We start from the raw sequence: 24636 nt of genomic DNA, 5'->3' as shown, positions 1-24636 counted from the left end.
ATGGCTCGACGGATGGAAAAGAAGTCAGCGAGAGCACTGGCTTTTCTGCTTGCTCTCATCATGCTGGGCTCGGTCTTCGCTTACATGATGCGAGGAAGCTCTACGGAGCAAAGAGAGGTTGTTGCAAGACTGGGCGATTTCAGGAGCTATGTTAACTGGACTCCTTATGGAGTTTATTACATGCAGTACTACAATCTCTCATACCTCACCCGTCTTGAGAAAAATGATCCGCTCGCCAGTTTTGTCCATAAAAATCTTGAAAGTGTATTAATACCCGCAATATTCAGCCGTTCTGTGTTTGAAACCACGTCGGGAATCTATAAAGTATTCGTTGCCGATTACAGAACTGCCGTACCGCTCTATCTGGTTGATGCCAATATGGGCAGGGTTTACTTTGCGAAGGATGATAAGGTAACCTACGGAAACTTCACGCTTCAGGTCAGGAAAGGCGGAATAGCCCTTGTCGATCAGACCTCGCCCATTATTGTCGGTTACAAACCACTTGTCGAAAAGGCAATTGATGCGCTTGAAGGCAAAGCCGCCTCTTCCAGCAATGAAACATACAGGTACCTTTCCAGAATAAATGGGAGCTTTGCCTACGCCTTTATAATGTACGGTGAGCCCGTAAAAGCCTCCATAAGGTCTGGCAATGAAAGTGTTGCAGACTTCTATTTTGAGGGATACCGGTACAATTTCGTGAACAGGAGCTATGAGAAGGTCGTGGCAATGCACTTCATAGGAAATTACTTCTTTGGCAAGTTAAATGAGAGTGAAAAGAACTTTGAGTATTACAAGGTAAAGAACTTTCAGGACGGTCTGAGCATAGCCGTGATGGAGGATAAGAACTTCACAAGGGCCATCTCGGCAAAGCCCAACATTCTGACATGGAAGATATCTTTCCAGACTCCCGAAAATGAGACTCAAAAAGGGTAACACAATCCTGGTCAGGGGCAGGGTGAAGATTGAGGGTGAAGCGGAGGTTCTCGGAGCTCAGCTCAGGGAGTTTTCCAGTCACAAGTACGTTCCGGTGTACTGTAGAGGTGATTGTGAGATTCAGGTCGATGGAGAATACAGGATTGTCGATGGAGAGACGATTCCGGAAAGCTGGAAAAGGCTTGCGGAGAAGGAGTGGGATACACTCTTTATTCTGGGAGGTACTGACAGCGGAAAGAGCACTCTTGCCGCATTTCTTGCAAACAAGGTTGGGGGATGTTACGTTCTGGATCTGGACATCGGTCAGTCAGATATAGCCCATCCTGGTGCGATGGGTTACGGTTTTGTTAAAAACTGCCCGACTCTCTCACATGCGGAGATGATAAATGGCTATTTTGTGGGAACGATCTCGCCGATGGGCAGGGAAGCAAGATGTTTGAGGGGTGTGGCAAGGTTGTGGAGAGAACTTGAAAGCAGAGATGGCAGAAAAGTTGTGGACACCACCGGGTGGGTTAGGGGTGTGAGGGCAAGAGATTACAAGCTGGCAAAGATGGAGATAATACAGCCTGATATCGTCGCATATTTTCCACCAAAACCGCCTTTTCTTGATGGTTGGAAGGCTTTTGAGGTTGAAAAAGGCTTTGTTTTGGAGAGAAACAGAGATGAGAGGGTAAGGCTCAGGACGGACAGGTATGAAAAGGAGCTAAGAGGGGCAAGGCTTATCAGGGCGAAGTCCGAATACGTCAGATCCAATCTGTTTGCGGGAAAGGAGATGCCTGCGGATTTCATTGAGGACATTCTTGAAGCAAAAGTTTGCTGGGTGAGAAAGGGAAACGATTTTCTCGTTATAGTCACATCTGAAAGGGTGGATGTGGATTCCGGTGTGTTGAAGGCATTTAAAGAACTTTACGATGTCGAGGATGTCTTTCTCCTCTCCGAGAATGAACTCGATGGAATCGTGGCCGGGTTATACTGGCGAGACAGATACCTGGGTATGGGGCTGTTGAGGGGACTGGAGGACGGGGAAGTTCTGATCGAAACAAGGCACACAGAATTCGATAGAATCGAGCTTGGAGAATTTAGAATTTCTCGAGGGAAGGAATATATAGTCAGGGTTCCATGATTCTCTATGGAAGTAATTGAGGTGAAGACTGGCAGGAGGGAAGAGATTGTGGATATAACCAGCATGGTTGAAAACAGTCTGAATGTGGAGGAAGGTCTTGCGTTAATATACTCACCCCACACCACGACCTCGATTATCATAAATGAGGCTGAATCAGGTTTGCTCGAGGACATTATCAGCCAGATTGGAAAGCTCGTACCATACAGGGCAGGATACCGGCATGACAGAATAGACAGCAATGCTGATGCACATATCAAAGCCAGTATTTTCGGAAATTCCGCTGTGGTTCCCGTGAAAAATGGAAGACTGGTTCTTGGAACCTGGCAGAGGATACTCTTTGTCGAGTTTGACGGTCCCAGAAACAGGAAAGTATTCGTGAAGGTAATATGAGGGACAAGCAGGATTATTACTACTGGAAAGCAAAGAAGGAAGGTTACAGAAGCAGAGCGGCTTACAAACTTTTGCAGATGAACAGAACATTTAAACTTATCAAAGAGGGGGATATCGTTCTTGATCTCGGTGCTACGCCTGGTGGCTGGAGTCAGGTTGCGGTTGAGCTGGGGGCGGAGGTTGTGGCGGTAGACCTGAATCCAATGCCGCCTCTCGAGCATGTGGTCTTTATAAAGGGAGACATCACCTCTCAGCAGACACTCCAGAAAATCAGGGAGGTTTCTGAAACATACGATGTTGTTATAAGCGATGCATCTCCAAAAATAACCGGGAAGTGGACGTTGGATCACCTGAGATCGGTAGATCTTGCCAGAGCAAGCTTTAGAATTGCCAGAGAAGTCCTGAAATCCGGTGGGAATTTCGTTGTCAAGATATTTCAGGGTGAGGAAATACAGGGTTACTTTAACGAGGTGAAACCGTACTTCCGTTTTAAAAAGTTTCACAGTCCGAAAGCATCAAGAAAAAGAAGTGCGGAGATTTACTTCATAGGAAAAAGGTTCAGAAGAGTTTAAGTATCGTTTTCCACTCCTCGTCAATCTTTTTTTCCAGCTCCTCTATTTCTTTGTCGTCAAGATGGGAAAACCTCCCCTGCTTCAGATACTCCCTTAGCGGGATTCTGTTCTCCTTCAGAGCGTATCTTTCCCCTTCCTTGGAAAGTCTGAACTCTCCATCATACTCCCATAGAATCCAAGCACCGCTCATAACGGCTTTTCTGGCAACCTCAACAGTCTTTTCGCTTGGAAATCTCCATCCAGGGGGGCAAGGTGCGTGAACGTGAATGAACCTAAACCCCCTCATCTCCCCAGCCTTTCTGAATTTTCTCTTAAGATCTCTCAGATATCCAACGCTGGCGGTCGCTGCGTACTCAATCCTGTGTGCAAGCATCAGGAGAGCGATATTTCTCCTTTCCTCTGTTTTTCCGGCCGGACTTGTTGTTGTCCTCGCCTTCCAGAATGTGCTCAGACTCGCCTGAGTTCCCGTGTTCATGTAGGCCTCATTATCCACAACAATTGTGATGTAGTCATCTTTTCTTGCAGCCGATGCACTCAGAGCGGAGAAGCTTATGTCCACTGCTCCATCACCCATCCAGGCGATGACGTTTGCTCTGACACCCATCCTTTTGTACGCCTCACTCAATCCACACGCCACAGATGGTGCAGCGGTAAATGGCGAATGCACCACAGGACACTTCATGGCAGAGTTTGGGTGAATTCCTGCTATTACCGTTGAGCAGCCTGCCGGTATGACAAGAACAGGGTTCTCAATCTCATCAAGGCATCGCATTGCCATGGATATCGGACAGCCCTGACAGCTTGCGTTTCCGGGTAGAATCACAGCAACCACTCCACATCACCTATTCTACCATCAACAAATTTTTTGAAGAGGCTGTAAAAGCCGGTAACTCCGACATTTTTTCCTCCAATTCCAGCGATAACGTTTTTGCAATCAACCCCGCATGCAGAAACCTCAACGCCCAGTATACCCCTGATCCCTGTATTTGCCCTATCGACCACGAGAACTCTGGGTGGAAGGTTTTTCAGCTCTTTTTCCGGGAAAGGTCTTATGAATCTGAGCCTCAGCAGGCCAATTCTAATGTTCTCTTCTCGCAGCATGTCTACTGCTTCCTTTGCATCACCGCTCCATCCTCCTGCCATAACCACTGCGTAGTCCGCATCATCAAGTCTGTATCTTTCAACCATGCCACCGTATCCGCCAAATTCTGTGTCAGTCCTGTCTATAACCTTTGCTGAGCTTTCAAGATCTCTGGCCAGGTCATATCGGGCCTTCATTCTGGCATCACCCATTGTAACTGCATTTACTGCAACCTCCGTTTCGGGATGTATTCTGTAATTCTGTTTTCTGTCCGGAAGTTTTGTCTCTCTCACCACCACCACTTCCGCCGTATGGCTCATCGTAAAAGCGTCAATTCCGATGGCAACCGGAATGCAGACCTTCTCACTCACTACGAACGCCTGGAGAGTCATGTCAAATGCCTCCTGCGCACTTTCAGCCATGGCAAGTATCCAGCCAGCATCCCTGAGGGACATTATGTCTGTGTGATCGCCGTGGATGTTCCATGGGGCACCGATGGATCTTGTTGCTATTGCCATCACCGCTGGCAAACGGGAGCCTGCAATCCACCAGCACATCTCGAACATGTACGCAAGACCGTGGCTTGAGGTGGCGGTGAAGACTCTGGCTCCGGCGGTGGCGGCACCGTGTATAACTGCCATTGCTGAGTGCTCTGACTCCACTCTTACAAAGGTGGAATCCAGGACACCGCTATCCACCATTTCGGCCAGCTTCTCGACAATGGGTGATTGAGGCGTTATCGGATAGGCAGCTATGATATCAGGGCTGGCTATTCTCACCGCTTCGGCAATCGCTTCGTTACTTGTGAGCAGTTTTTTCACTCCGGCATCATTACTATTGCCTTCTGAATGCAAACTTCCCTGCAAACTCCACACCCCTTGCAGTAGGTGTAATTTATAATCAAATTTTTCGAAATGACACCCTCTGGACAGTACATCATACACTCACCGCATTTTATGCAGAGTTCAGTGTTGATGACCGGTCTGTAATTTCTCCATCTGCCTGTTTCTCCCGCAGAGCCGTAGGTGGGTTTGGCTATCAACGGGCTCAGGTCCATCGAACCACCCTGTATGCTTCTTCGGCAGCTTCAGTGCTTTTTTCAGCTTTATCACCTATCTCCATTATTATCGCTTCTTTTAGGGCATGAATGCCGATCTCCAGAGCTTTTGCCATTGCACCGCACATGACAGGGCTGACGATCGTCCAGCCTGCGTTAATCAACCCGTACTTTTCAGCTATCCGGGAGGCATTAAGATAGTAGACTTTTCCAGAGACTTCGGGAGGATCGGGGGAGTTTATTACAAAAATTTTGGCCTCGTCTGGGACATCAATTTTTCTGTCGAAGATAGCGATGGTGTCCGGACTCTCAACAGGAGACCTCCGTCTTATGGGAAAGTCCGAAATTCGCAGATACGCCTTGACGACAGCTCCCCTTCTCTCAGGACCGAACTGCGGCATAGCTTGGCTGTAGTACCCTTCAAGCATTGCAGCAGTTGCTAGAATCCTCGCAGCCGTAACACCTCCCTGTCCCCCTCTGCTAAATATTGTGACCTCTTTTAGCATGATGGGAGAAAAATATGGCCGAATATAAAAATTATGGTTCTGCTTTCTCGGTTTTTGGTAACGCCTTGTTTATCTCGTCCAGGAGTTCTTCATCGCTTTTTCCTTCAGGGTCTATACCGAGATCTCTTGCGATCTTTTCAAGTTTCCTTCTTTTTTCACTCTGGGTGTATCTGCCCTCTATAAGTTCTCTTTCAAACTGCCTGAGTTCAAGTTCTGCCTCTCTCTGTGCTTTCTTGAATTCTCCCATACTTTTACCAAGACTTCTGGCGACTTCTGGCAGTTTACTTGCCCCGAATAGCACAAATATCAGCAGTAGTATGAGAAGCCACTCTTGCCCTCCGGGCAATAGTTGCATATACACGACGTTCATCAGATATACTGTGGAGGGCAAAATTTAAAGATTTCTTAATTTCCCTCCCGGAGCATGAAAAATTTAAAAAATTAACCTTCACCCTCCAGAGCCTTCTCAACAAGCACAAGCGCTTCAGGATTCATTAGGGTGGAGGTATCGCCGATACGGTCTTTTGTAATTTTCGCTCTGACGAGTCTCCTCATTATCTTTCCACTTCTGGTTTTCGGCAGATCCGGGACAAAGTAGATCTCATCCGGCCTGGCGATTTTTCCTATCTCCCTGGCAACGTGCTCTCTGAGTCCTTCTTTCAGTTCTTCAGAAGGCCTGTAACCTTTTCTGAGCACGACAAAGGCAACTATCGCCTCACCCTTAACCTCATGCGGCCTCCCCACAACAGCAGCCTCACTCACAGCCGGATGACTGACTAAAGCGGATTCAACCTCGCTGTTACCTATTCTGTGTCCCGAAACGTTGAGCACGTCATCAAGCCTGCCCTGAATCCAGAAATAGCCGTCCTCATCAACTCTCGCTGCATCCCCGGCAAGGTACACATCCCTGAACTTCTCCCAGTATGTTTTAATGTATCTATCAGGATTTTTCCACAGACCTATCAGAATTCCCGGCCAGGGCCTTTTTATGACAAGATAACCACCAATGTTCTTTTTGCTGAGGGAATTGCCCTCTTCGTCGAACACATCCACATCTATCCCCGGAAATGGCTTTGTGGCCGATCCGGGCTTGAGCGGTGTTGTTGGCAGTGGAGTAATTATGAAATGCCCTGTCTCCGTCTGCCACCATGTGTCCATGATCGGACATCTTTCCTTTCCGATGTACTTGTAGTACCAGAACCATGCCTCTGGATTTATTGGTTCACCAACGCTGCCAAGCAGGCGTAAACTGCTAAGGTCGTGTCTCTCCACCCACTCCTCGCCGAGGCGCATGAACGTCCTTATAGCTGTTGGGGCAGTGTAGAACACGGTTACACCATATTTTTCGATCATCTCCCACCATCTGTCCGGTTTGGGGTAGTCAGGAGCTCCGCAGTATATTACCGATGTGGCACCAAGAATGAGCGGTGCATAAACTATGTAGCTGTGCCCCGTAATCCACCCTATGTCTGCGGTACACCAGTAGACGTCATCCTCCTTTATATCAAACACGAACTTCAGTGTAGCAGAAACACCCACGGCGTAGCCCGCATGGGCGTGGATGACACCCTTTGGCCTCCCCGTTGTTCCCGATGTGTACAGGATGAAAAGTGCATCATTTGCGTCCATCTGCTCTGTCTTGCATTCTCTTGGCTGACCTCTTACGATGTCGTCATACCAGTGGTCTCTGCCATCCTGCATAGGAACGTCGAGTCCAATTCTCCTGACCACAATCACGCTTTCCACACTTTTTGCCGCTTCTATGGCCTCATCTGCATCCTCTTTAAGATGAATGATACTGCCCCGTCTGTAAAAACCGTCAGCCGTTATCAGAACTTTTGCTTCTGCATCGTTAACCCTGTCCTGCAGCGCCATCGGGCTGAATCCGGAGAAGACATCTGTGTGGATCGCACCTATCTTGGCACTAGCGAGCATTGCGATGGGCAGCTCGGGGATCATTGGCATATATATTGCAACCCGGTCCCCCTTCTTTACTCCGAGCTCTTTCAGGGCGTTGGCAAGTCTGTTTACCTCCCAGTACAGCTCACCGTATGTAATCTTCCTGACACTTCCATCCTCACCTTCCCATATGTATGCAACCTTGTTCTTTCTCAACCTCGCCTGCTTGTCCAGAGCATCGTGAACGATGTTGTACTTCGCACCAACAAACCACTTTGCATAGGGTGGATCCCATTCGAGAACCTTTTTCGGTTCTTCGAACCACTCTATACCCACTTCCTTCGCCATCTCACTCCAGAACCACTCGGGATCCTCAAGAGCTCTCTTTCTGAGCTCATCCTCATCCTTGATCCCGAGTCTGTCCATGAATCGCTTGATGTTCGAGTTCTCTACAAGCTCCTTGGGAGGATGGAAAACTCTCTCCTCTTTGAGTAAAGCCTCAAGATCTGGCATATTTTACACCTAAGATAGAGTTTTCCACTTAAAGATTAAAACCTTTCACCGATTTTGAATGAAAATTCGAATCAGGTGCCAATTAAAAGAATGAATAGGATTGATATCACCATCAGGATAATGGCGAGAATTAAAGAAAGGGTGGCGTATTTGCTGTCACCAAAAACTATCGGAATTGGGCCGATCAGTATAACTCCGCCACCTTTAACCTCTCTTTTGGTTCTCCGTTCTTTATCGTCGAATTCCTCCGCTTCGTATTCTTCTTTAACATCTTCAAATTCAATTCTTTCTTTTAACCCGGATACGATAAGGTAAAGACCCAGCAGTATAATGGTTACGGCGAGCAGCTTAATCATGCTACCACCTCCAGATTAACGGCAGGATTACCAGAAAAATTGCAAGCAAAATCATGAACGTTGCGATATCAGGGCTGGACGAGAAAACAATCGGAAATGGGCCGATTATAACAACCCCCCCATATTCTGCATTGTGATCTGCCGAGCTCAGGGCCAGCAAAGAAACTCCGAGCATGACAATCGTCAGTCCCGCAAATATTTTGAATGGATTCATGGTTACAACTGAACCGCTATTGAAGATAAAGATTACCGGAACGGTAAATTTTTCTCCCACCTGACTTCATGCAGTGTTCAACGACATTTACATTCAGCAGCAAATTATTTTAATTTGACTCCGCACTAAGATTCGATGGAAAACCTGGAGCAGATTGCTGAGGAAATCAGAACCTGCAGGAGGTGCGATCTTTACAGGGTGAAGACAAACTACGTTCCCGGTTCCGGAAGTGAGAAGGCGGAAGTCGTGTTTGTTGGAGAAGCGCCGGGAAGGGAAGAAGACCTGAAGGGGGAGCCATTTGTTGGAAATGCCGGAAAACTCCTGAACGAAATGCTCTCTAAAATTGGTCTTACAAGGAACGACGTCTTCATCTGCAACGTCCTGAAATGCAGACCTCCGAACAACAGGGATCCGGCACCAGAAGAGGTTGAAGCCTGTGGCAGATATCTTGAAAGACAGCTTGAAGTGATAAGGCCAAAAATAATAGTCTGTCTGGGCAGATTCGCAGCAAACTACATTTTCAATCTCTTTGGGCTTGAATTTACTTCAATCTCCAAGGTAAAGGGGAAGGTTTTTGAGGCAGAAGCATGGGGAGGCAAGGTCAAGATAGTTCCGATATATCACCCTGCAGCGGTTCTCTACAGGCCACAGCTAAAAAAGGAGTATGAGGAAAATTTCAGAGTGGTGGGTAAGTTGCTGGAAAAAAAGCAGCCAACTCTTTTTGACTATCTATGATAGAAGAAGCGTTACGCTCAACCACGTTTTTTCTTGCCAGAACTCTGCCTGTTGTTGCGGTTGCGATTTATGCGGTTTCGTATTCAATAAAAAGGGGATATCTTGAAAGGCTCTCGCAGTTGATAAGACCGCGTCTGGGACGGCTGGGTTTAAGTGAGATTGCTGCAGTAAGCTTTGCCGTCTGCTTCGTAAGTCCAACTGCCAGTTACTCTGTCCTCTCTCAGGCCTGGAGGGAAAAAAAGTTGGATGAGAAGGAGATTATTGCGATATCCTTCTTGAATTCTTTCCCCAGTGTGTTCAGCCATCTGTATACCTTCTTCGTTCCGTTTGTTATACCCGTCCTGGGTTTTGCAGGTGTTGTGTACACCCTCACGAGATTTGGTGTGGCGTTTATCAAGTCGATGGTGGGTTTGTTGCTATCCAGAAAGTGGAAAAATGGCAGAATGGATGCTGAAGTTGATTTCAAGCCGATCTCACCGCACCAGAACATCTTCAGAATTGCCCTGATAATGGCTGTAACGTACTTTGCTGTTGTTCTGGCGAGTCAGGGAGGGGTCTTCGATAAAATTGTCAGTTTACTATCATTTTTGCCCATAAGCCCCAGAGTTCTTGCCATAGCAGGGGTGGAGTTTTTCAACGTAAGATCCGCTGTTGTACTTGCTGCAGGGTTCATGGATGCGGGGTTGAACTGGAGATGGGCGGTTATTGGTCTGATACTTGGTAATGTCATCAGCTTCTCGGCTAGGGCCGTTAAACACTCACTGCCAATGCATGTTTCACTATTCGGCAGATTCGGCGTTAAAATCGTGCTGTTTAACTCTGCTGCGACCCTGATACTGGACGTGCTTTTTATACTGCTTCTGCTGCGGATGTAAGTGGTAGATTGTATGATGAGGCGTAGCGGAAGAATTTTATAAACTCACGATACCTTGCGATCATGCAGTATGAAAAGGTCAAACCTCCAGAGAACGGGGAGAAAATCAGATACGAAAACGGAAGGCTCATTGTGCCGGACAATCCCATTATTCCGTACTTTGAGGGTGATGGTACAGGGAAAGACGTTGTTCCTGCGGCGTTAAAGGTTCTTGATGCGGCGGCAGATAAAATTGGAAAGGAGGTTGTCTGGTTTCAGATTTACGCTGGAGAAGATGCTTACAAGATTTACGGTAACCATCTGCCGGAAGATACTCTTAATGCCATCAGAGAATACAGGGTTGCTCTCAAAGGCCCGCTCACGACTCCTGTTGGAGGTGGTTACAGAAGTCTGAACGTTACGATCAGACAGATTCTTGACCTCTATGCAAACGTAAGGCCGGTGTACTATCTCAAAGGAGTCCCGAGTCCGATCAAGCATCCGGAAAAGGTCAACTTCATTATATTCAGGGAAAACACTGAGGATGTTTATGCAGGAATAGAGTGGCCAAAAGGGAGTGAGGAGGCGCTGAAGATAATCAGGTTCATTAATTCAGAGTTCGGAGTTAATATTCGCGAGGATTCCGGCATTGGGATAAAACCGATAAGTGAATTCGCCACAAAAAGGCTGGTAAGAATGGCAATAAGATATGCGATTGAAAACAATCGAAAGAGTGTTACCCTTGTGCATAAGGGAAACATAATGAAGTACACGGAGGGAGCGTTCAGAGACTGGGGGTATGAGGTTGCCAGGGAGGAATTTGGCGAGTACTGCATAACCGAAAGCGAGCTGTGGGATGAATATGGTGGAGAGCAGCCTGAAGGAAAGATTGTTGTGAAGGATAGAATTGCAGACAACATGTTCCAGCAAATTCTCACGAGAACGGACGAATACGACGTTATTGCCCTGCCGAACCTGAACGGTGACTACCTCAGCGATGCAGCCGCAGCGCTCATAGGTGGGCTTGGAATTGCTCCCGGATCCAATATCGGAGATGGCATCGGTGTTTTCGAACCTGTTCATGGCTCGGCACCTAAATATGCCGGACAGAACAAGGTGAATCCCACCGCCGAAATTCTCACGGGAGCACTGATGTTTGAGTACATAGGCTGGAAGGATGCAAGCGAGATGATAAAGAAGGCAGTTGAGATGACCATAAGCAGCGGAATTGTTACTTATGACATACACCGCCACATGGGGGGCACGAAGGTTGGAACGAGAGAGTTTGCAGAAGCGGTGGTTGAAAACCTCCACTCGCTATGATTCAGATTTTCGGTGCCGGGATCGCCGGAAGTTATCTTTACCATCTTTTATCAAAAAACGGATTTGATGTGAAAATTTACGACAGAAGAAGGGAGCCTGACTGCAGATGTGCCTGGGGAACAGTTTACAGCGAGGCAAAAAGGTTTTACTCTGAAATTGATCTGGATTTAGATGAATATGTTCTGTTAAAGCCGGATTACGTTGTGGCCAATGGGCTGTGGATGAAAAACAGAGATATCGTTATCTTCGACAAGAAAAAACTTCTGTCTGACCTGTGGGTGGAGATGAGTGTTGAGGGCAAACCGGAAGTGATTGTTGATGCGACGGGTGTTTCAAGGGCCTTCCTGCCTCCGGTGGAGAACGACAGGGTACTCCCCACGTTTCAGTGCATTGAAAAGCATGATGCGGAGGAGAACATCTACATCTGGATGGAAAAAACTGGTTATGCGTGGGCGTTTCCACTTGGGGACGGCAGATGGCATATCGGTGCTGGAAATGTCGAAAAAGAAAGGATACCTGAATTTATAGGAAGACTCAGGGAGAAATTTGGTTTTGCAAAAGAAGACAGTATTTGCCAGTGTTCAGCAAAAATCAGAATGCTTCAACCGTCAAAATGCAGGCCTTTCATAAGCGCTAACGTCGTTGGAGTTGGCGAGGCGATAGGTTGCGTCAGCGGTGCCGGGGAGGGGAATGTCCCCGCTCTGGCATCGGCAAAGATTCTCTACGACTGCTTGAACGAAGAAAGTCTTTCAGAGTACGAGGAGAGAATCCTCAGGGATCTCGACTGGGTTGAGATGGAGCAGAGTTTCGTTGATGCACTGCTCAGGGGAAGTTATCTTACAGCAATCAGACTTCTCCCCAGGATAATAGCGAGAGAAAACAGGAGAACTGTCCATCACACGGTAGCCGACTTTATAAAGCTGATAGGTTTGTAATATGAAGAGATTCAGTTTTCGCTACAAGGAAACGATCGTGACAATTCTTACGGATAGTGAAGACTGCTATAAGATAGCGGTAAAGGCAATTCTTGAGGCCAGAAGTGAGATTGAGGAGTATATAGCTCTCAATCCGGAGTTCCTTACAAGCTACGAACCGATAGACTGCCATGGTGGGGAGATAGTATCAAGAATGTGCACTGCTGCGAAGATTGCGGGTGTTGGACCGATGGCTGCAGTTGCAGGGACAATTGCAGGATATGCGGTTGAAAAAATGATCGAAGCAGGAGCCAAGATTGCAGTTGTTGATAATGGAGGAGATATAGTAATTCATTCAGACAGGGAACTTGTTGTGGGAATCTATCCATCTGAATTTGCTCTAAAAATACCACCGGTTGAGTATCTTGCAGTTTGCACATCCAGCGGGAAGATCGGGCATTCTGTCAGTTTTGGATATGCCGATGCTGCAACAGTTATAGCAGAGAATCCGAGTGTGGCAGACGCTCTTGCCACGGCACTGGGCAATGAAATAGGAGATTTTGGCAGGGAAGAACTTGAGAATGTGGTTTCCAGGTTTTATTCAAAGCATTCGGATCATGTAGAGGGTATAATAGTTATTAAAGATGAAATTATGGCCCTTGCCGGGGATTTGCCGGAGATCGTAACCGCCAGAAGCAGTGAAGACCTCATCACCAAAGGTTAGTTTCGGGACTTACTGTGGACTCACTGCTTAGAGCTTACATTGTTGTTGTTAATTATAATAATTGTTGTTGTAATGGGGAACAGTTATATACGATGAGCGATACATTATGTAATAGATGAGAATAGTAATAATGAGGTGATGCCCATGATTCCGGAGGCCAAGTTTTCGGCTGCGCTGAACATGTTCCTTCAGAGTAGTGCAATGGCCGGTAAAGCGGCAGACAACGTTATCGCTGTGGCCAACGTGGATACAGCAAAAATATCAGAAGGTTTTAACGTGCTCCTGAGCTGGGCCCTAAAACTGACGATCAAAATTTTTGAAGAAATAAACGCCAATCCATCTTTAAAGGCTGAGATGGTAGAATCTCAAAGAATGCTTGTAGATGGGGGTTTGATTCAGAAATTGGTACTTGTTGCAGGTAAAATTGTTTCCGGGACAGGTATGGAAAAGTTCATCTGGAAGATGCTGGGCAACTTTTTGTTTTAAAAATAGTTAATAACCGAGCTCGGTGAGCCTTTCTCTGAGAATCGATGCTGACTTTTTCAGGTTTTCAATTTCTTCATCTGTTAAACCCATGTCAACAAACTCTGCACCATGTTTTCCGAGTTTCACAGGCACACCAACAGCAACATTCTCCAGTCCGTATTCTCCCTGGAGCACGAAGCTGGTCGGCAGAATCTCACCGGTATCCTCCACAACCGCTCTCACCATTCTGTATATCGCTACTGCAGGCCCGAAGATCGTTGCCCCTTTCCTCTTTATTACTTCCGCTGCTACAAACCTTGTATCTTTCTCAACCTCCTCCCAGTTGACATCTCCGTCAAAATCGGCGAGACTTTTGGCCACGAACATGCTGTCTCCGTGCTCTCCGATTATCCAGGCCCTTTTTATGTTCCTGACGCCCGCTGCGTGGAGTCTGTCCTTGAGCCTCTGAGAATCGAGCTGGTTGCCCATACCAAAAACTTCATTTCTTGGCTTCCCACTCTCCTTCCACATGATGTAGGTCATAATGTCCATGGGGTTCGTCACAACGAGAATCTTGCTCTCGGGTGATGTCTGAACGATCTTATTTGCGATGTCTTTAATAATTGCAGCGTTCTTGGTTGCGAGGTCCAGCCTTGTCATCCCGGGCTTTCTTGCAAGTCCAGCAGTTACGACGATTATTTCACTGCCCTTCAGCAGAGCGTAGTCGCTACCGCCAACAATTTTGGGATACTTGTCTATTCCCGCTGCGGCATGTGACAGATCCATTGCTTCTCCAACTGCAAGGTCTTCGGCTATATCGACAAGAGCAATCTCCTCAACATCCATGTTCAGAAGACAGGTGAACGCTGATGTGCTGCCAACTCTACCTGCTCCAACAAATCCAAGTTTCATAAACAAAAATCGTTGTCGTATTTAAAAGGTTTCACTTCTTTATCCTTCTGTCCTTGGGGACGAAGTTTCTGATGAGTTTTCCGTTCCCTTTTCCGCATCCGAGGATGTATCCCCGTTCTTTCCACTTCAGAATGCAGTAACCGGTAACTTCTGCCTCGACATCTCTTCCTGTGAGCCATTTAAATGCGCTGGTATCATCCAGCTCAACCACATTCTTTTTAGCGCTGCTGCCCACGATGAAGCTCCCGTCCAGTGACAGTCTCAAACCATCTCTTTCAAGCGTACCGAAATACATGCCGCTGTGTACCGCAATTTCATCAAATTCGCACTCTCTGTAGGCGTAAATTCTGTTTTTGCCTCCAATTCTAAATCTCAAGCCGTTAATTTCAGCGTCAAACTGTTTTTTAAGAAGAGACCTTACGGTTTCCTCAATTTCGCTACAAAAAACCCCTCCGTGTCGTTGTCCTGCGGATGAATTCTCAGACACCTTCTCACCTCCTCCAGATACTCCTTACCATCAAACCTCAGAAAAGGTCTGGTTCTCTGTGCGGGTATTTTTATGTTCTCTATCTCGGCGTCGGTGTTTTTCAAAAGGTAGTGTACAACCTCCTCATTCTCTATCGGCTCAAGTGTACAGGTTGAGTAGACCACAACACCTCCAGGTTTAACTGATCGATAAGCAGCGAGAAGAAGTTCTTTCTGAAGTTTTGAGAGGCTATAGCAGTCCTTTAACCTCCACAATCTGATGTTTTTGTAGTTTTTTCTTATCATCCCCATGTTGCTGCATGGTGCGTCGACAAGTACGGCATCGAACCTGTTTCTGAACCTCCCGAAGTATCTTCCGTCCTTTTCCGTAACCTTGGCTATCAAGACCCCGCATTTCTGCAGATTTGATATCAGAATGTTTATTCTCTGGTACTTAACGTCGTTGGCAACAATGCATCCCTTGTTTTCCATGTACTGGGCTATTTGCGTAGTTTTTGCTCCCGGGGATGCTGCGATGTCCAGAACGTCCATACCCGGCTCGGGACTCATGACAACGGGCGGAATCATTGAAGAGGCTTCCTGTGAGAAGATTATCCCGAGTTGATGTTCTGGAACGGCAGAAAAGTCGTCTATACTGACAAAAAATCCCTCCCGGCACCACGGCACATCCCCAGTGATTACCTCTTTCATGTTCTCTTTCACAACTTCAGCATCTGCCTTAAGTGTGTTTACTCTCACACTGCTCCTCAGTGGTTTCAGCATGTACTGTATGAATTCGTCGCTGGGGTCGATCATCATCAATCTCTCATATAGCTCGCTGTTCAGCGCTCTTAATTGCTCTCTCAGCTTTTCAGGACCGGATCCAGGGTCTATCCACACTCTCATTTCAGTTCTGGAAACCTGTATGCATCAAATTCATCGAAGGAGTATTTAACAGTCCTGAAATTCTTTTTAAACTCTTTTATCTCCTCTCTGATTGTCGCAGCGCTTTTCTTCTCTCTAATTGCCGCATCGATGAAATTGGCAAGAATTCTCATATCTTCTTCCTTCATTCCAAGCCTTGTCACTTCCTGAACACCTATTCTGATTCCTGAAGGATCTTCGGTGTCTTCAATCGAGTCCCATGGCAGCAGATTTTTGTTCAGGATTATCCCAACAGCTTCGAGCTTTTTGGCCACTCTCTCCCCACCACCGTGTTCTTTCACGTCGACAGCAACCTGATGTGTTTCGGTAAATCCTTTGTTCTCACCTAAAACTCTGTATCCAAGATTGTACAGCTCTTCTGCCAGCGTTTTGGCGTTTTTAACAACCTGCTTTGCGTATCTTTCCCCAAACTCAAGCATCTCCATGGCCGCAATGACGTAACCCGCAAGGGTGTTGAGATGGTGATTGCTGACAACACCTGGAAAAACTGCTCTGTCTATGTCTTCTGCCAAACCCTCTTTGCTCGCTATTATGGCCCTCTGCGGTCCAAAAAACGTTTTGTGGGTTGAACCGGTCATAACATCTGCACCCTCCTTGATTGGATTCTGGAACGACTTTCCCGCAATCAGTCCCAGAACATGGCTCGCATCATACATAACGTACGCCCCGATTTCATCAGCAATTTTCCGTATTTCACTGACCGGCTGCCTGAAGAGAATGAGACTTGAACCAAGGATAAATAGTTTTGGCTCGATCTCTCTTGCTATCACGGCGGTTCTGTCCAGATCGATGGTCATTTCCTCGTTGTTAAAGGGATAGTGTACCACTCTCAACCCCCTGAGCCCAGCGGCAGAAACGGTATCATGGCTGATATGTCCACCACAGGGAACAGAAAGACTCATGATAGTATCTCCGGCACTCGTGAGCGCAAAAAACGCTGCGATGTTGGCAACAACACCGGAAATCGGCTGAACGTTTGCGTGTTCGACTTCAAAAATTTTTCTGGTCAGGTCAATGGCCATCTGCTCTATTTCGTCTATGTAGCTGCAACCCTCGTAGAATCTTTCTCCAACCTTCCCCTCAGCATACCTGTGGCCCAGATCGGAAACATAACACCTCCTTACGAGCGGTGAGGTGATGTTCTCACTTGCTATCAGCGGGATAGAGTCCTCCATCATTTTCGTGTGTTTCTCAATGATATCGAAAACTCTTGAGGGGTTCATGACCTCAGCTATCGACAAAAATATTTAAGGCTTCCGCGAAGGTAGACTCATGGAGACTATCTCTTCGAGAGATATGCAGATTCTTGATACAAACTGCGAGTATTACGGCTTAAGCAGACTCGTTCTGATGGAAAATGCTGGAAAAGGTCTTGCTGAGGAGATCGTTCGTCGATTTGAATACGGGAAGGTTTTTATTTTTACAGGTGGAGGAAACAATGGAGGCGATGGTTTCGTCGCTGCAAGGCATTTGAAGGGTTTTGATGTTGAAATTTATCTGATGACTGAACCGAAGACTGAGATAGCCAAAAAAAACTTTGAAATATGTCAGAAAGCAGGGATGCAAATTTTTCAGGGCTGTCCAGATAAGATAGATGCAGATATTGTTATTGATGCGATGCTTGGTACGGGTGTACGTGGGAAGCTGAGGGAACCCTACGCTACTGCAGTAGACATGATAAATAAAGGAGAGTCATTCGTAGTTGCGGTTGATGTCCCCACAGGGTTAAACCCGGACACTGGAGAGTACAGGGAAGTTGTCAGGGCCGATCTAACAGTAACGTTTCATAAGGCTAAACCCGGTTTGCTCAAAGCGAAAGAAGTATGTGGGGAAATTGTTGTTAAAGATATTGGTATTCCGGCATCGTTCGAAAGGCTGTGCGGTCCCGGTGATGTTGCGCACTCCTATTTCAGGAAGGATGATGCTCATAAGGGGGAACATGGCAGGGTTCTGGTTATCGGCGGAGGTGAATACACGGGTGCTCCTGTACTTGCAAGTCTGGCAGCTTACAATTCAGGAGCGGATATAGTTACAACTGCTGTACCGGAATCCATAAAGTCAATAGTAGCATCATACAGCCCGAATCTGATAGTTAGGGGGTTGAAAGGAGATGCTATAACCATGAAAAACCTTGAAGAAGTTGAAAAACTGGCTTTAAAGCATGATGTGGTGGTAATGGGGATGGGCATAGGTGAGAATGATGAATTCCCGGATTTTGTCGAAGAGCTGTTGAAGACCTGTAAAAAAGCCGTTCTCGATGCTCAGGGGATAGTCAGGGAGATTCCAGAGGACTGTGATTGTATTTTGACACCACACAGGGGCGAATTTCGAAAGGTCTTTGGTGAAGAAATGGACGAAGAGTCATTGATGAGGAGGGCAAGGCAAACTGGATGTGTGATTCTTCTTAAAGGTCGGGAGGATTACATTACTGATGGGAAGAGGATCAAGATAAACAGAAGCGGGAATGCGGGGATGACGGTTGGTGGCAGTGGGGACGTCCTAGCGGGAGTTTGCGGGGCAACACTCTGTAATGACGATGCCTTTCACGCTGCATGCTCGGCAGCTTTCGTCACAGGTTTGGCAGGGGACATCTGTTTCGATGAAAAGGCGTACAACTTTACAGCAACGGATGTGATTACGGCCTTACCACAGGCTTTCAAAAGGTGTATGAGTATCGAATGAAATGAGCGTGGAGGTCTCTTCCCCACCACGCAGCACTGCTATCGTGGCTGATTATTCCCCTTCGAACATCGTACTGGCCATTTTTCAGAAACAAGCCCAGACACAGTCCCTCGCTGCCCGCTATGCAGACGAGCTTAATGTTATCGCAAACGAACAGCCTTCCTTTGAAACTTTTCAAAATATCCTGATGGTCTTCCAGCTTCACTGCAACGTCTCTGCTGACAACGACCGATATGTCCGTATGTTGAGATACTCTGGTGAGGAGGGGCGGGTAGTCGGGGAGAAAAAAGCCGAAAACTGCCCTGATCCACTTCGATTTTCTCACGACTTCGGTAAACCTTTCCTTGTGTTTCAGAATTTCGTTTTCTCCACTTTTTATCACCTCATAGTTCCCGAGTTCTCCGAGCCTCAAGAGAAGGTGCGATGGAATTGCCGTCAGATCGTGCTCCTCCCAGAATTCTCTATCTTTTTCGATCGCAGATAGCGTACTTTCAATAATTTCTGAAGTGTGGAGAGTGATCAGACCCTTGGGGGTCAGGGTGAACTTTTTACCGGTTTTCTCAACCAGTCCATCACCAACAAGCTTTCTCATGTGATCCGAAACCGCTGCTGGGGTTATACCAACCACTTTCGAAATTTCAGAGTTCGTCAGTGGAGCTTTTGATAAAATATGCAGGATCTCACGCTTCCTTGGCGGCAACATTGAGTGCAAGTAGCATGCACCAACTTAAAGCTTTTTTGCTCTGTTATATAAATTTAAGCTTGCTATTTAACTTTTCAAGAATTTTTAAGCTACTTACTTAAAAAATAAATTAAGTTTAAGTTTTTATTTAATTGTAGAAAAGTTTAAATATCACGTGTTTAAGCGTGTCACAGTGTTGATGAGGTGATGGTATGAAAAGACTGATGAGCTTAATGTTAGTTCTGGTCTTAGTCGGGAGTATGTTTGGTCCGGTAATCGCTTGGGGTGGACCGACGCATTACAGCATCGTAAAGAAACTGGCTGATAGAAGCGGACTTCCACGGCAGGTATATCTTTACAAAATCGACTCCATAAACGGTGCTGTTGTGCCGGACATATTCGTAGGCAAAGACGGGGTAACAGTACCGCAGGGATGGAGCAAACTGGCTCAACTCTTCCACTATGACGAGAGATTCAACCGTTTCGTGTGGCAAAGGGCTTCGACGGATCAAGAAATAGCCTATACGGCAGGGTGGTTGACACATCACGTGTCTGATTACTACATCCACGGATGGAAGCCATCATGGGTAACTCCGGCATATCCTCACGGGAAGTCCTATCTTGAATACAAGGGTGTTGAACCGAGCAACCTTCCTCAGCACCTGTTTGTGGAGTACAACATAGATTGCATTACTTACTACGAGAAAAATGGAGCTGCACCTTGGCCGTGGGAGTTTAAAGTGTACTCGTCCTTCATAAAATCGGTTGTACAGGAATACAAAAAGCGATACGGTGGTGATTTCCCGATTCCGACGGAGGACCAGATAAACCGGGAGTTTACAGAGTTGATGGCAGAAATTGTAGCAGAGCAGATGTCTTTTAGCTGGGATAAATATCTTGCAGCTAAGGCCACTTTTGGGGATTACGAAAAATGGTGGCAAGCGTCGATAGATGCGTCGTACAATTATCTCACGAATCTGCGAATGGCAAAATCTTCGATGGAAAAAATGGAAAAAATCGCCAAGATCGATCGCCAAATCGTGGAAATAAAGAAGGAGGTAGGACGTGAGTTGATAAAAGATGGTGTTCTGGTTCCGCATGGCAAGTTCGACAAAAAGACGGGAGTATACACAGTCTGGTTCGAAGTAAAGATAAGCGGTGATGAACTCAGTAAATTGTATGCGAACGCACTGGCTGAGAAGGTAGGGGGGAAAATGGAAAAATGATAAGCTTCTTAAAATTTTTATTAATAGGTGGTGAATCGGATGCTGCCCAATTTCCGGATTGTTGCTATTGCCGCTGTTATCTTTGCCGCCATCATCGTTCTCAGCCAAGCTCAGGTCAACATCGTCGAGTATCGCGTTACAGTCGAGCCTGTGAACTGCAGTAAAGCTGTGACGGTTTACGTCCCGGTAGTGCTTAAGGAAGATGGAACCATCCACGATGTTATGGAAAACCTTGCGGTGAATGGGACGAAAGTTATGGAGATTGTGGAGACCGAGCACGGAAAGATGCTCAAGATCGTAACAAAAAATCGAACAACGGTGATGGGTTACTATTCGCACAGAGTTCCGATCTTCAGCAAGCTCGATGTCGTCAAACCGAGTACGGCAGAGGTCAAATCGTACTACGAGCCTACTGAAGTGTACGCTTACATGTCCGGAGATGCAGACAGAGTCAGCCTAAAGTTCGAGATCTGGGCGAAGTGGTCTGGCCTGACTTTGCCGATGCATACGGGCTACGTCTGGGGTTTCTGGCTCAACGGTCATCTGGACAAGGTTACCTTGAAGGAGGGGTGGAACAACTACACCGTTGCGTGCATGGTCGTTTAAGATTGTCCAGCCTTTGGTAGATGAAGGGCAGGAAAGTTTGCATATCGACGGATGTCGTCTACAGTCCAACCACTCTTAATGTTGCGCATTGTGGTATGGTGCTAAATAGCCACAGTGTTGATGAGGTGATGGTATGAAAAGACTGGTGAGCTTAATGTTAGTTCTGGTCTTAGTCGGGAGTGCTGTGATGCCGGTGGCGGCTGAAGAAAACAACTCCTGCCCGAGCTGTTCGGGTGTGGTTACAATTCCGAACGACGTGAAGAGTTCGATCGTGCGAGGTTCCATCGCCTACCTTAAAGCCGTACAGGTGTTCAACGGCAAGGATTCTTTAATGCTGAGAGAGCATCTCAGCGATCTGAACCTGAAACCGGTTTACAGCAAGGCCATCGTGCAGGTTGTCAGTCACAGGGGTGTGACGACTGAAATCGTCAAAGTTCCACTGAAAGGTAAGAAAAATGGTCTGCTGGTGTACATCAAGAACAGATATGGGGAAGCAACGGTGATTGGCATTTTGGACGGACAGGTCGTCAGAATATATTACGCTACTGGTGGGGAGATATATTCGACAAAGAAATTTGTCCATACCTCTGGTTGGTTGCCAGACAAGTGTTCGATCTGCAAGGCAGTAGTCTCAAAATTATGCTCTACAGCGGCAGGAGGCATCATAGCATGTGCAGAAACTTGTGGAGAGATATGCGTAGCTCTAATAGAGAATCCCATCGCAGCAGGAATCTGCGAAATCACCTGCACGATCATATGTGAGTATGGCATAGATCGGGCTTGCGATCAAGGCGCTAATGCTGCATGCAAAGCTGCACACCTATGTTGAATTTTCCCCATCTGGTGAGAACATGGCAATTTTCAGAAAGGATATACATCCCGTCACAAAAACGCTTGGAATAGTAGCATTCATTTCCCTGGTAATTTCAGCAATGTGCTTTATCTCGATTAACAATTTTCCACTAAAACAGAACACGAAAGACGCTCTGACAACTATCGGACTGAGATCTTTTGTCATGTGGTGGATAACAGCGTTTGCCACAATTCTGACCAAAACTGTAATCGAGAGGAAGTCGAGACCTGCAAGCACCCTGTTCTACACCGGAATTGGTGCGATAGTCCTGATGGTGGCAATGATTGCGAGTGCCTTCATCGAAACCTGGTCTTCGCGGATCTTCTACGCCGGAATAGCCATCTCCCTGCTCCTCGTCCTCTACGACGTCTTCAGAATCTACAGGGGTGTGGAAGTGTGAAGAGGTTCGTAGCACACCTTTTAACGACGATTGCGGCGTTCTGCATCTTCATTTCCTACCGAACAGTCTGGAAAACGACCATAGCTTCTGCTCTGTTGTCCTTAGATGTTGTTCTGGCGGAGGGCAGACTGGAGAAACGCGACCTTGCGGCTATATACATTGCAGGCTTCATAATCTACACGGCTGCCCTCAGTGTGGTGGCAAGATGAGGCGCGTTGTGATACTCTTTCTCATCGCAGCCGTGGCGGGGTGTGTAGCGCAGCCCCAAGTGGACGACTACTGGAACAAAATAAACTCCTTCAAAGCTGACGTGATCTACATTGTGGGTAATAAGAGTTACAGAGCCGAAGTAACCTACGTGAAGCCGGACAGGGTTCTGAAGATCGAGAACGGGACTGCAGTTCTAATAGACAACGGGACCAAGACCATCGTGAGTGAAGGTAGGATGTTCAAGCTTGCCGCAAGCAAAGACGACTTCGATACGATCGACCCCTTTGTTGCTGTGCTCAACAACCTTGACTCCATGAGCCTCAAAGCTGATGACGGAAAGCTGATAGCAAATTCCGGAGACCTCAGCTTTGTGATACAACTCAACCACACCCTTCCTGAGAAAATTGCGGTGGTGCAGCGGAACTCGACGATTGTGGTTGCCAGATACGTCAGCATCAGCATCAACGATGCGGAGATAAACAGGTCCGCTATCTACGACCTCCTGCACGAAAACGAAAGCATGCTACAAGGCGTTTACTACTTCTTCTCTCCGCATTGTCCGCACTGTAGCAAAGTAAAATCACTGGTTGAGATGTGCAACATCACTTACTGCAACGTCAGCAATATGACTGCCGACTGCGTGGAAGTTATGCAGAGGTACGGCGTCGTGTTCGTCCCCACCATCGTTTCCATCAATGAACTGAACACCACGGTCTTTGTTGGGGAGAAGAACGTCAGGGAAGGATTCGGTGAGTGGTGCATGCAGAAAGTGGAGTAGTGCCGGTGATGCTGAGGAGTGTTGTGATACTAGTGACGATGCAATCATGATGGACATTACACCAGATGATTAGTTTGGGGGAACAGATTAGCCAAAAAAAAACTCGTAATGGTTTGAAAATCACCAATACCGAAGTTGTTTGCTCCTGTTTTGTGACAACCACAGTCTGGGCTTACGCACCTCCATGGTATATTGGTAAAAGGTTTAATCAAAACCTCTCCATCCCCCTTCTGAGATACTCCATGATGTCGGAGGTTATGTAGTCCAGCACCGTTCCTTTCGCCTCTAAAATTCGCATGTAGTCCACAATCTCCCTGAACTCCCCACCCGCAATGGCATTTGCAATGACCGCTGCCCCCTGAGCGGATTGTTTTCCTCTCCCAAACCCTCTCAGCAGCATTACATCCTTTCCGCTTCTGTCCCGTATTCTTCTGAGCAAATCACCTGCCAGCTTTCCTGAAAGAACGTAGAAATCCGGATTTACCGATACTTCCATTGATCTCAAGCCCTTCATCACGTACTCTGCCAGAACGTCCAGTGTTTCTGAATCGTTGAGACCCCATTCCTTTGCGTAGCTCTTCACACCACCGCTGAAGATCATGGACTTGGGGAACTCTCCGATGAGGTAGGCAAGCTCAGCGTCAAGGGCACCAATGGATGTGTATCCGGGAAAGGATGTTGTCCCCCCCATTCCATCCACTATTCTGCCGTTCTTAATGGCTATAAATGCATTGAACCCCTCACCCACCTCAGCGAGTACGAAATTCAACCTTGTGATTTCTTCATCCTCTGAGATCTTGGCAACGGCTAAAACGGCTGAACACAGCTTGTCTGCAGTGCCAAGGTCTATCTTGTTCATCTTTCTCCACGATGGGACAGTTGGTAGATGTATCACAGCAGGCACGGTGTACAATGGTACATCTTTTTTTCTGACCATTTCAACAAGACTTCTCAGACCTATTGCCTTTTTTCTGTCAAAATTCAGTGTCATAAGGAAAACATCAACCTCGTCCAGCTCAGAGAACTTCTTTACCGGTAAACCGTAGCCTGAGAGTCCTGCAATAACTTCAGCCCCCGAATCCTCAAGTGCTGCTATCAGCTCATCCGGTCTTTCTCTAACAACCCTGGTTGGTATTGTGGCCCTGTAGGTTACCCTTCTATCTTCCAGAGCTACCACATCATACGACCCGGTTCCGGGATCAATTCCTGCGGTTATCAT

At 46.9% G+C, this 24636-nt stretch carries 31 protein-coding genes; 17 read left to right on the top strand and 14 right to left on the bottom strand.

Annotated features, from left to right (window positions below; all coding sequences use genetic code 11):
- From JFQ59_RS05970 to JFQ59_RS05955, 4 genes are read left to right on the top strand one after another with little or no spacing between them, the layout of a single operon-like run.
- On the top strand, positions 1-933 hold the full coding sequence (locus JFQ59_RS05970) for a hypothetical protein (protein ID WP_202319500.1): 933 nt from the start codon (positions 1-3) through the stop codon (positions 931-933).
- On the top strand, positions 914-2056 hold the full coding sequence (locus JFQ59_RS05965; protein WP_202319499.1) for a Clp1/GlmU family protein: 1143 nt from the start codon (positions 914-916) through the stop codon (positions 2054-2056). Before JFQ59_RS05970 ends, JFQ59_RS05965 begins: the two co-directional genes overlap by 20 nt.
- A gap of 6 nt (positions 2057-2062) precedes the next feature.
- The gene (locus JFQ59_RS05960) at positions 2063-2446 is read left to right on the top strand and encodes a secondary thiamine-phosphate synthase enzyme YjbQ (protein WP_202319498.1); all 384 of its coding nucleotides are present in this window, start codon (positions 2063-2065) and stop codon (positions 2444-2446) included.
- Positions 2443-3018 (top strand): SAM-dependent methyltransferase, encoded by a 576-nt coding sequence (locus JFQ59_RS05955; RefSeq protein WP_202319497.1) that lies wholly within the window; start codon positions 2443-2445, stop codon positions 3016-3018. The genes JFQ59_RS05960 and JFQ59_RS05955 overlap by 4 nt, the downstream gene beginning before the upstream one ends.
- On the opposite strand, the gene JFQ59_RS05950 is transcribed toward JFQ59_RS05955, so the two are convergent.
- The 8 genes from JFQ59_RS05950 to JFQ59_RS05915 all read right to left on the bottom strand — a co-directional run bounded on the left by JFQ59_RS05950 (position 3005) and on the right by JFQ59_RS05915 (position 8644).
- Entirely contained in the window at positions 3005-3850 is an 846-nt protein-coding gene (locus JFQ59_RS05950) for a thiamine pyrophosphate-dependent enzyme (RefSeq protein ID WP_330999852.1), read from the bottom strand. The genes JFQ59_RS05955 and JFQ59_RS05950 overlap by 14 nt on opposite strands.
- Entirely contained in the window at positions 3838-4920 is a 1083-nt protein-coding gene (locus JFQ59_RS05945; protein ID WP_330999851.1) for a pyruvate ferredoxin oxidoreductase, read from the bottom strand. The genes JFQ59_RS05950 and JFQ59_RS05945 overlap by 13 nt, the downstream gene beginning before the upstream one ends.
- Positions 4917-5156 carry a 4Fe-4S binding protein gene (locus tag JFQ59_RS05940; protein ID WP_202319496.1) on the bottom strand — a complete coding sequence of 80 codons (240 nt, stop codon included), beginning with the start codon at positions 5154-5156 and terminating at the stop codon, positions 4917-4919. Before JFQ59_RS05940 ends, JFQ59_RS05945 begins: the two co-directional genes overlap by 4 nt.
- Positions 5147-5662, bottom strand: a complete 516-nt coding sequence (locus tag JFQ59_RS05935; RefSeq protein ID WP_202319495.1) for a 2-oxoacid:acceptor oxidoreductase family protein — start codon at positions 5660-5662, stop codon at positions 5147-5149. Before JFQ59_RS05935 ends, JFQ59_RS05940 begins: the two co-directional genes overlap by 10 nt.
- Before the next feature lie 31 nt (positions 5663-5693).
- A complete protein-coding gene (gene tatA, locus JFQ59_RS05930) occupies positions 5694-6032 on the bottom strand; it encodes a twin-arginine translocase TatA/TatE family subunit (RefSeq protein WP_230972331.1) in 339 nt (112 codons plus the stop codon).
- Between the two features lie 71 nt (positions 6033-6103).
- Entirely contained in the window at positions 6104-8074 is a 1971-nt protein-coding gene (gene acs / locus JFQ59_RS05925) for an acetate--CoA ligase (protein ID WP_202319494.1), read from the bottom strand.
- A gap of 71 nt (positions 8075-8145) precedes the next feature.
- A complete protein-coding gene (locus JFQ59_RS05920) occupies positions 8146-8430 on the bottom strand; it encodes a TIGR00304 family membrane protein (protein ID WP_202319493.1) in 285 nt (94 codons plus the stop codon).
- A 1-nt stretch (position 8431) separates the two neighbouring features.
- A complete protein-coding gene (locus JFQ59_RS05915) occupies positions 8432-8644 on the bottom strand; it encodes a TIGR00304 family membrane protein (protein WP_202319492.1) in 213 nt (70 codons plus the stop codon).
- Positions 8645-8779: 135 nt separating this feature from the next.
- Here JFQ59_RS05915 and udg point away from each other — a divergent pair, with 135 nt between their 5' ends.
- The 6 genes from udg (at position 8780) to JFQ59_RS05885 (ending at position 13679) form a co-directional block, all read left to right on the top strand.
- A complete protein-coding gene (gene udg, locus JFQ59_RS05910; protein ID WP_202319491.1) occupies positions 8780-9379 on the top strand; it encodes a type-4 uracil-DNA glycosylase in 600 nt (199 codons plus the stop codon).
- Positions 9376-10254 (top strand): nucleoside recognition domain-containing protein, encoded by an 879-nt coding sequence (locus JFQ59_RS05905; RefSeq protein WP_202319490.1) that lies wholly within the window; start codon positions 9376-9378, stop codon positions 10252-10254. Before udg ends, JFQ59_RS05905 begins: the two co-directional genes overlap by 4 nt.
- 62 nt (positions 10255-10316) lie before the next feature.
- Positions 10317-11555: an isocitrate dehydrogenase (NADP(+)) gene (icd, locus tag JFQ59_RS05900; protein ID WP_202319489.1), complete on the top strand. Its 1239-nt coding sequence runs from the start codon at positions 10317-10319 to the stop codon at positions 11553-11555.
- A complete protein-coding gene (locus JFQ59_RS05895; protein WP_202319488.1) occupies positions 11552-12490 on the top strand; it encodes an NAD(P)/FAD-dependent oxidoreductase in 939 nt (312 codons plus the stop codon). Before icd ends, JFQ59_RS05895 begins: the two co-directional genes overlap by 4 nt.
- Position 12491: 1 nt before the next feature.
- Positions 12492-13193, top strand: a complete 702-nt coding sequence (locus JFQ59_RS05890) for a UPF0280 family protein (RefSeq protein WP_202319487.1) — start codon at positions 12492-12494, stop codon at positions 13191-13193.
- A 144-nt stretch (positions 13194-13337) separates the two neighbouring features.
- Entirely contained in the window at positions 13338-13679 is a 342-nt protein-coding gene (locus JFQ59_RS05885) for a hypothetical protein (protein ID WP_202319486.1), read from the top strand.
- Positions 13680-13685: 6 nt separating this feature from the next.
- Here JFQ59_RS05885 and mdh read toward each other — a convergent pair whose 3' ends face one another.
- The 4 genes from mdh to JFQ59_RS05865 are packed head-to-tail and all read right to left on the bottom strand — an operon-like array spanning position 13686 to position 17203.
- On the bottom strand, positions 13686-14570 hold the full coding sequence (mdh, locus tag JFQ59_RS05880; protein WP_202319485.1) for a malate dehydrogenase: 885 nt from the start codon (positions 14568-14570) through the stop codon (positions 13686-13688).
- Between the two features lie 31 nt (positions 14571-14601).
- Entirely contained in the window at positions 14602-14946 is a 345-nt protein-coding gene (locus JFQ59_RS05875; RefSeq protein WP_230972330.1) for a methyltransferase RsmF C-terminal domain-like protein, read from the bottom strand.
- Between the two features lie 41 nt (positions 14947-14987).
- The gene (locus tag JFQ59_RS05870; RefSeq protein ID WP_202319484.1) at positions 14988-15941 is read right to left on the bottom strand and encodes an NOL1/NOP2/sun family putative RNA methylase; all 954 of its coding nucleotides are present in this window, start codon (positions 15939-15941) and stop codon (positions 14988-14990) included.
- Entirely contained in the window at positions 15938-17203 is a 1266-nt protein-coding gene (locus JFQ59_RS05865) for a serine hydroxymethyltransferase (RefSeq protein WP_202319483.1), read from the bottom strand. The genes JFQ59_RS05870 and JFQ59_RS05865 overlap by 4 nt, the downstream gene beginning before the upstream one ends.
- A gap of 49 nt (positions 17204-17252) precedes the next feature.
- Here JFQ59_RS05865 and JFQ59_RS05860 point away from each other — a divergent pair, with 49 nt between their 5' ends.
- Positions 17253-18662, top strand: coding sequence for an NAD(P)H-hydrate dehydratase (locus JFQ59_RS05860; protein WP_202319482.1), 1410 nt, complete (start codon positions 17253-17255; stop codon positions 18660-18662).
- Here the strand turns inward: JFQ59_RS05860 and JFQ59_RS05855 are convergent.
- On the bottom strand, positions 18637-19365 hold the full coding sequence (locus JFQ59_RS05855; RefSeq protein ID WP_202319481.1) for a helix-turn-helix transcriptional regulator: 729 nt from the start codon (positions 19363-19365) through the stop codon (positions 18637-18639). The genes JFQ59_RS05860 and JFQ59_RS05855 overlap by 26 nt on opposite strands.
- Positions 19366-19556: 191 nt before the next feature.
- On the opposite strand from JFQ59_RS05855, the gene JFQ59_RS05850 reads away from it, so the two are divergent.
- The 6 genes from JFQ59_RS05850 to JFQ59_RS05825 all read left to right on the top strand — a co-directional run bounded on the left by JFQ59_RS05850 (position 19557) and on the right by JFQ59_RS05825 (position 23417).
- Positions 19557-20570 (top strand): zinc dependent phospholipase C family protein, encoded by a 1014-nt coding sequence (locus JFQ59_RS05850; RefSeq protein WP_202319480.1) that lies wholly within the window; start codon positions 19557-19559, stop codon positions 20568-20570.
- A 39-nt stretch (positions 20571-20609) separates the two neighbouring features.
- The gene (locus JFQ59_RS05845) at positions 20610-21176 is read left to right on the top strand and encodes a hypothetical protein (protein ID WP_202319479.1); all 567 of its coding nucleotides are present in this window, start codon (positions 20610-20612) and stop codon (positions 21174-21176) included.
- 133 nt (positions 21177-21309) lie between these two features.
- Positions 21310-22005, top strand: coding sequence for a hypothetical protein (locus JFQ59_RS05840; protein WP_202319478.1), 696 nt, complete (start codon positions 21310-21312; stop codon positions 22003-22005).
- A gap of 22 nt (positions 22006-22027) precedes the next feature.
- Positions 22028-22429 carry a hypothetical protein gene (locus JFQ59_RS05835; protein WP_202319477.1) on the top strand — a complete coding sequence of 134 codons (402 nt, stop codon included), beginning with the start codon at positions 22028-22030 and terminating at the stop codon, positions 22427-22429.
- Positions 22426-22638 (top strand): hypothetical protein, encoded by a 213-nt coding sequence (locus JFQ59_RS05830; RefSeq protein ID WP_202319476.1) that lies wholly within the window; start codon positions 22426-22428, stop codon positions 22636-22638. The genes JFQ59_RS05835 and JFQ59_RS05830 overlap by 4 nt, the downstream gene beginning before the upstream one ends.
- Positions 22635-23417: a glutaredoxin domain-containing protein gene (locus JFQ59_RS05825; RefSeq protein ID WP_202319475.1), complete on the top strand. Its 783-nt coding sequence runs from the start codon at positions 22635-22637 to the stop codon at positions 23415-23417. Before JFQ59_RS05830 ends, JFQ59_RS05825 begins: the two co-directional genes overlap by 4 nt.
- 208 nt (positions 23418-23625) lie before the next feature.
- On the opposite strand, the gene JFQ59_RS05820 is transcribed toward JFQ59_RS05825, so the two are convergent.
- On the bottom strand, positions 23626-24636 hold the full coding sequence (locus tag JFQ59_RS05820) for a DUF1464 family protein (RefSeq protein WP_202319474.1): 1011 nt from the start codon (positions 24634-24636) through the stop codon (positions 23626-23628).

Source organism: Archaeoglobus neptunius, from assembly GCF_016757965.1.
GTDB classification, from domain to species: Archaea; Halobacteriota; Archaeoglobi; order Archaeoglobales; family Archaeoglobaceae; genus Archaeoglobus; species Archaeoglobus neptunius.
The sequence above is the reverse complement of the archived record's forward strand: the minus strand, read 5'-3'. Positions and strand labels throughout refer to the sequence as shown.

Excerpts from the sequence above, each read along its gene's own strand:
- JFQ59_RS05970 (WP_202319500.1), top strand. The coding sequence starts at position 1 with ATGGCTCGACGGATGGAAAAGAAGTCAGCGAGAGCACTGGCTTTTCTG.
- JFQ59_RS05965 (WP_202319499.1), top strand. The coding sequence starts at position 914 with ATGAGACTCAAAAAGGGTAACACAATCCTGGTCAGGGGCAGGGTGAAG.
- JFQ59_RS05960 (WP_202319498.1), top strand. The coding sequence starts at position 2,063 with ATGGAAGTAATTGAGGTGAAGACTGGCAGGAGGGAAGAGATTGTGGAT.
- JFQ59_RS05955 (WP_202319497.1), top strand. The coding sequence starts at position 2,443 with ATGAGGGACAAGCAGGATTATTACTACTGGAAAGCAAAGAAGGAAGGT.
- JFQ59_RS05940 (WP_202319496.1), bottom strand. The coding sequence starts at position 5,156 with ATGGACCTGAGCCCGTTGATAGCCAAACCCACCTACGGCTCTGCGGGA.
- JFQ59_RS05935 (WP_202319495.1), bottom strand. The coding sequence starts at position 5,662 with ATGCTAAAAGAGGTCACAATATTTAGCAGAGGGGGACAGGGAGGTGTT.
- tatA (WP_230972331.1), bottom strand. The coding sequence starts at position 6,032 with ATGAACGTCGTGTATATGCAACTATTGCCCGGAGGGCAAGAGTGGCTT.
- acs (WP_202319494.1), bottom strand. The coding sequence starts at position 8,074 with ATGCCAGATCTTGAGGCTTTACTCAAAGAGGAGAGAGTTTTCCATCCT.
- JFQ59_RS05920 (WP_202319493.1), bottom strand. The coding sequence starts at position 8,430 with ATGATTAAGCTGCTCGCCGTAACCATTATACTGCTGGGTCTTTACCTT.
- JFQ59_RS05915 (WP_202319492.1), bottom strand. The coding sequence starts at position 8,644 with ATGAATCCATTCAAAATATTTGCGGGACTGACGATTGTCATGCTCGGA.
- udg (WP_202319491.1), top strand. The coding sequence starts at position 8,780 with ATGGAAAACCTGGAGCAGATTGCTGAGGAAATCAGAACCTGCAGGAGG.
- JFQ59_RS05905 (WP_202319490.1), top strand. The coding sequence starts at position 9,376 with ATGATAGAAGAAGCGTTACGCTCAACCACGTTTTTTCTTGCCAGAACT.
- icd (WP_202319489.1), top strand. The coding sequence starts at position 10,317 with ATGCAGTATGAAAAGGTCAAACCTCCAGAGAACGGGGAGAAAATCAGA.
- JFQ59_RS05895 (WP_202319488.1), top strand. The coding sequence starts at position 11,552 with ATGATTCAGATTTTCGGTGCCGGGATCGCCGGAAGTTATCTTTACCAT.
- JFQ59_RS05890 (WP_202319487.1), top strand. The coding sequence starts at position 12,492 with ATGAAGAGATTCAGTTTTCGCTACAAGGAAACGATCGTGACAATTCTT.
- JFQ59_RS05885 (WP_202319486.1), top strand. The coding sequence starts at position 13,338 with ATGATTCCGGAGGCCAAGTTTTCGGCTGCGCTGAACATGTTCCTTCAG.
- mdh (WP_202319485.1), bottom strand. The coding sequence starts at position 14,570 with ATGAAACTTGGATTTGTTGGAGCAGGTAGAGTTGGCAGCACATCAGCG.
- JFQ59_RS05870 (WP_202319484.1), bottom strand. The coding sequence starts at position 15,941 with ATGAGAGTGTGGATAGACCCTGGATCCGGTCCTGAAAAGCTGAGAGAG.
- JFQ59_RS05865 (WP_202319483.1), bottom strand. The coding sequence starts at position 17,203 with ATGAACCCCTCAAGAGTTTTCGATATCATTGAGAAACACACGAAAATG.
- JFQ59_RS05860 (WP_202319482.1), top strand. The coding sequence starts at position 17,253 with ATGGAGACTATCTCTTCGAGAGATATGCAGATTCTTGATACAAACTGC.
- JFQ59_RS05855 (WP_202319481.1), bottom strand. The coding sequence starts at position 19,365 with ATGTTGCCGCCAAGGAAGCGTGAGATCCTGCATATTTTATCAAAAGCT.
- JFQ59_RS05850 (WP_202319480.1), top strand. The coding sequence starts at position 19,557 with ATGAAAAGACTGATGAGCTTAATGTTAGTTCTGGTCTTAGTCGGGAGT.
- JFQ59_RS05845 (WP_202319479.1), top strand. The coding sequence starts at position 20,610 with ATGCTGCCCAATTTCCGGATTGTTGCTATTGCCGCTGTTATCTTTGCC.
- JFQ59_RS05840 (WP_202319478.1), top strand. The coding sequence starts at position 21,310 with ATGAAAAGACTGGTGAGCTTAATGTTAGTTCTGGTCTTAGTCGGGAGT.
- JFQ59_RS05835 (WP_202319477.1), top strand. The coding sequence starts at position 22,028 with ATGGCAATTTTCAGAAAGGATATACATCCCGTCACAAAAACGCTTGGA.
- JFQ59_RS05825 (WP_202319475.1), top strand. The coding sequence starts at position 22,635 with ATGAGGCGCGTTGTGATACTCTTTCTCATCGCAGCCGTGGCGGGGTGT.
- JFQ59_RS05820 (WP_202319474.1), bottom strand. The coding sequence starts at position 24,636 with ATGATAACCGCAGGAATTGATCCCGGAACCGGGTCGTATGATGTGGTA.